We start from the raw sequence: 3,225 nt of genomic DNA, 5'->3' as shown, positions 1-3,225 counted from the left end.
GTCCAAGGCCCATGTCATGGCGCTGGCCAGCGGAGATTCGTGGCTCGAGAAGGGAGCCAGCATCTTGATTCTTGGTCCGCCAGGCGTGGGCAAGAGCCACGTCGGGTGCGGCATTGGCCACGCGCTGATCGAGGCCGTCGCGTGCTCATGCGCACCAGCGATTTGCCGAAGAGCGTCGAGTGGTGGACTAGGCGATCGATGGCAGCCACCGTCATGCCGGCATCGGGGAACACGGTGTCCCAGCCCGAGAAGGGCCGGTTGGCCATGAACTGAGGATGCTGCGCCGCATCCAGCGACAACGACAACCAGCCCAAGGAGCGCATTGACTCATCAGAACTGCTACTGGAACTGACCTGTGCCTGATTGACGCCGACGGTTCGCCTTGTCGTTGTCGCGCTGGACCTTCCGTTCCCGGGCGGCCACCGCCCCGGTAACTCTCCACGTTGTTCAGCTCGATTCACACGCTATTGGCTGGCAACCCGTGCAGCCCATGAAGACCCGTCTTCAGGCGCATACCGCGACGGCAATGCCCAATGGGCAGATCGTGGTGGCGGGCGGCACGGGCCTGAACTCGATGGCCCGTCATCCGTGGAATTCTTCGACCCCACTAGCAAGCAATGGCCGGCTGCAGCTTCCATGGCTATTGGGCGCAGGGCTCATACGGCCACGCACTTGCCTAATGGCCGGCTGCTCGTCGTAGGCGCGCTCGGTGACAGTTGGCCCGCCAGATCGGAGCTGTTCGACGCTTCGCTGAGTGGCAGGCAGGCCGCCGCAAGCACGGCCCGCTGAGGTATGTGCCGTCGCTCGATGCCCCAGCGAAAGCCAGGTCAGTACTTGATGTCCCGCTTGTCCTGGCGACCCTGTTGCTTGGTGTCGCGCTTGTCCTGTCGACACGCGGCGTTGCTCTGCTGGTTGTCCGCCCTGCAGTCGACCTTGGTCGAACGCGAGTCCTGCTTTGCATCCTGATTCACTGCCCTGCCTTGCTGGCGCTGCTGCGCCTGATCGGTTGCCAGAGCAGCGCCCGATAGGGCAAGAAGGCCGGCTGCGRCGAGCACTTCGACTGTCCGGCTCCAATATCCGTTTCTCGAATCGATCATTTGTATGCTCCTGTTTGCTTCGCCGGAGACCTCTATCTGCGAATCCCGCTCGCTGGTCGAAGCGACGATGTCATGCACTGAAAGCGCAAAAGCCAAGCTCAAAAGTGAACTTGTGCTACCGCACGTTCATGATGGCACGAATGACCGCTCACGGGAACCTCGCGATCGCCATGGCGGTGGTGGAGGCGGCTGCCGGATTCGGCAGTGTCCACCACATGAGGCCTTCCGCCATCAGCAACCTGCTGCAAATGGACGCGCCGCGGCCCCCACGAACGCGAGCCTGCGGTGTAGGGTTGCGATTCGCAGCGCCGAGCCGGCGCTGCCCTGCCAGAGGCTTCCACCATGCCCGTGCGAAGTCTTATCCCCGCCCTGACGGCGGCCCTTGCAGCCACTTGCATCGCATGGGCGCACGCGGCCGCCGCGCAGGCACCGCTCGCATCACTTTCACTTCGTCCAGGTGGCGTGAGCCGATGGAAWTCGCCATGCCTTGACGCATGGCCAAGGGCCACGTTGAGTTCCTGTCCCGAATGCAGCGGAAATCCGACGAACGGTGTGCCCCTGATCATTGCCGTCTAAACGCTGCCCTGTCGGCCCATGATCAGCGCGACGGTTACGCGTGGCACTACGAGATGGCTTGGCAGAATGCCTTCCCCACAAAGTCAGGCCCCACTCCAGATCTCGCAGTTCATAGATCCTTGCGCCGACGATGACGCGCAGGCCCGCGTCGCGAGCGCCTGCCGCCACGCGGCGGATGAATGCCGGTTTACTCGGCTCGACCTGTTGCTTCGACAGCGCGTGGAAGCCTTCCTCGATGGCGCGTGGCCCACCGCATAGGTCGCGCTGTCATCTGGCATAGATGGGGCCGACATAGCGCAGTCATGGCGCAGGCCGGCAAGCCCCCGCTGCCGTTCGGGCGTCAGGCCGACATGTCCGCGTCGGCAATGCCGAGCACCTCGGGCACGTCCGTGACCGGGCCAAATCGCGCCGCGATCTCGTTCAAGAAGGCGACCGGCGCGCGCATGCGATGCGGGCCGAGGTTGGCCATGATCCTTTGCATGCGGCCGGGCACCCGCAGCAACAAGAACGGCAGTTTCTGATCCTCTCGATCTGGAAGGTCTGGCAGCACCGGTAGCCCCAACTGCGCGCGTCACCACTGTCCGATACAGATACAAATGCATACCTTTCAGTGCTCAGCTGTGCATTTGGCGGCCTAGACTACCGCCGGGTACCACAGCGCGGCTCATTGATCATGTCGACGTCGTCGCGCTGTCATGTGACGAATTGTCTGGTACGGAATCGTCGGTCCCTTGTGCGATTTGTTATGGAGCCATTACCATGAAACTTGCCTTAGCCGCGTTGGTCATTGCAGTCTCCGGGTGCGCCAGCAAACAACAGCCCCCCCCGGCACCCGTCAGTCCCGTGGGCCAAAGCCAGCTTGCCCCCAAGGCGGCCGCTTTGTGCGTTGCGCAGAAATGGGCGACGAATTCCGGCCAGACTGTCTATTCCCAGTACGTGTTCGCGAACGACACAGCATTCGATGTCTTCGTTCCAGGCCAGCAGCCGCCCAGCGGCTCGGCCGCCCTCATACGACCAGCCGCCAGTGGACCCGGTTCAATGGTGAGTTTCCGCGGCGTCGAATCCGGCATGACCGGCGTCACCGGCCAGTGCCAGTAGACCTGAGCGCCGCCGTCACCAACTCTACCGGCGCGGTGGCCACGGACCAGAGCTTCGGCCACAAGCAGATGCGCTACCAGATCCTCAAGTATCTGGATAAGCAGCAGGCCGCGCTTGGCCAAGCCAGTGACGTCAGCCGTACCGACGGATAGTCTGGGACTTCGCGGAGCAGCTGGATTTATAAACCTTTCGTCTCGCCGCCCTGAAATGGCTGCCAGCGGAAGGCGGCGGACACCGATCCCGGGTCAACCGGGGATAGAGGGGACCTCCATGAAGACGAAGATTCACGCTTTGATGGCCTCTTTCGTTGTCGCGTCCGTCGCCCTCATGGGCTTCGTGGGCACGGCAACAGCGGCTGACGAGTGGTTCGTGCTCGGCGAGCAGACGATCAAGTCCACCGATCCAAGCGCAGCGATCAAGAGCGCAGGGGGTCGATGGGAAAAGGACGTCAAGC

The 3,225-nt window shown here is 63.0% G+C and carries 5 protein-coding genes and 2 pseudogenes; 4 read left to right on the top strand and 3 right to left on the bottom strand.

Annotated elements, in window-relative coordinates:
- A pseudogene (locus tag AC1DY5_RS48680) lies at positions 1–136 on the top strand (IS21-like element helper ATPase IstB); the annotation flags it as partial.
- 31 nt (positions 137–167) lie between these two features.
- Here AC1DY5_RS48680 and AC1DY5_RS48675 read toward each other — a convergent pair.
- The 3 genes and pseudogenes from AC1DY5_RS48675 to AC1DY5_RS48665 form a co-directional block, all read right to left on the bottom strand.
- A pseudogene (locus AC1DY5_RS48675) lies at positions 168–263 on the bottom strand (ATP-binding protein); the annotation flags it as partial.
- A gap of 564 nt (positions 264–827) precedes the next feature.
- Positions 828–1,175: a hypothetical protein gene (locus AC1DY5_RS48670; RefSeq protein ID WP_478121509.1), complete on the bottom strand. Its 348-nt coding sequence runs from the start codon at positions 1,173–1,175 to the stop codon at positions 828–830.
- 838 nt (positions 1,176–2,013) lie between these two features.
- Positions 2,014–2,142 (bottom strand): hypothetical protein, encoded by a 129-nt coding sequence (locus AC1DY5_RS48665; RefSeq protein WP_478121508.1) that lies wholly within the window; start codon positions 2,140–2,142, stop codon positions 2,014–2,016.
- A gap of 290 nt (positions 2,143–2,432) precedes the next feature.
- Here AC1DY5_RS48665 and AC1DY5_RS48660 point away from each other — a divergent pair, with 290 nt between their 5' ends.
- From AC1DY5_RS48660 to AC1DY5_RS48650, 3 genes are all read left to right on the top strand, one after another.
- Complete coding sequence (locus tag AC1DY5_RS48660; RefSeq protein WP_478121507.1) at positions 2,433–2,771, top strand: hypothetical protein; 339 nt, start codon at positions 2,433–2,435, stop codon at positions 2,769–2,771.
- Complete coding sequence (locus AC1DY5_RS48655) at positions 2,762–2,923, top strand: hypothetical protein (protein WP_478121506.1); 162 nt, start codon at positions 2,762–2,764, stop codon at positions 2,921–2,923. The genes AC1DY5_RS48660 and AC1DY5_RS48655 overlap by 10 nt, the downstream gene beginning before the upstream one ends.
- Positions 2,924–3,041: 118 nt before the next feature.
- On the top strand, positions 3,042–3,225 hold a 184-nt coding region (locus AC1DY5_RS48650), incomplete at its 3' end, for a hypothetical protein (RefSeq protein ID WP_478121505.1).

The sequence above is a fragment of the Variovorax sp. P4_D9 genome, assembly GCF_056401695.1.
Note: the sequence above shows the minus strand (reverse complement) of the source record. Positions and strands in the feature narration are given on the sequence as shown.

What these genes read in the sequence shown, in the direction of transcription:
- AC1DY5_RS48665 (WP_478121508.1), bottom strand. Translation starts at nt 2,142, where the DNA reads ATGGCCAACCTCGGCCCGCATCGCATGCGCGCGCCGGTCGCCTTCTTG.
- AC1DY5_RS48660 (WP_478121507.1), top strand. Translation starts at nt 2,433, where the DNA reads ATGAAACTTGCCTTAGCCGCGTTGGTCATTGCAGTCTCCGGGTGCGCC.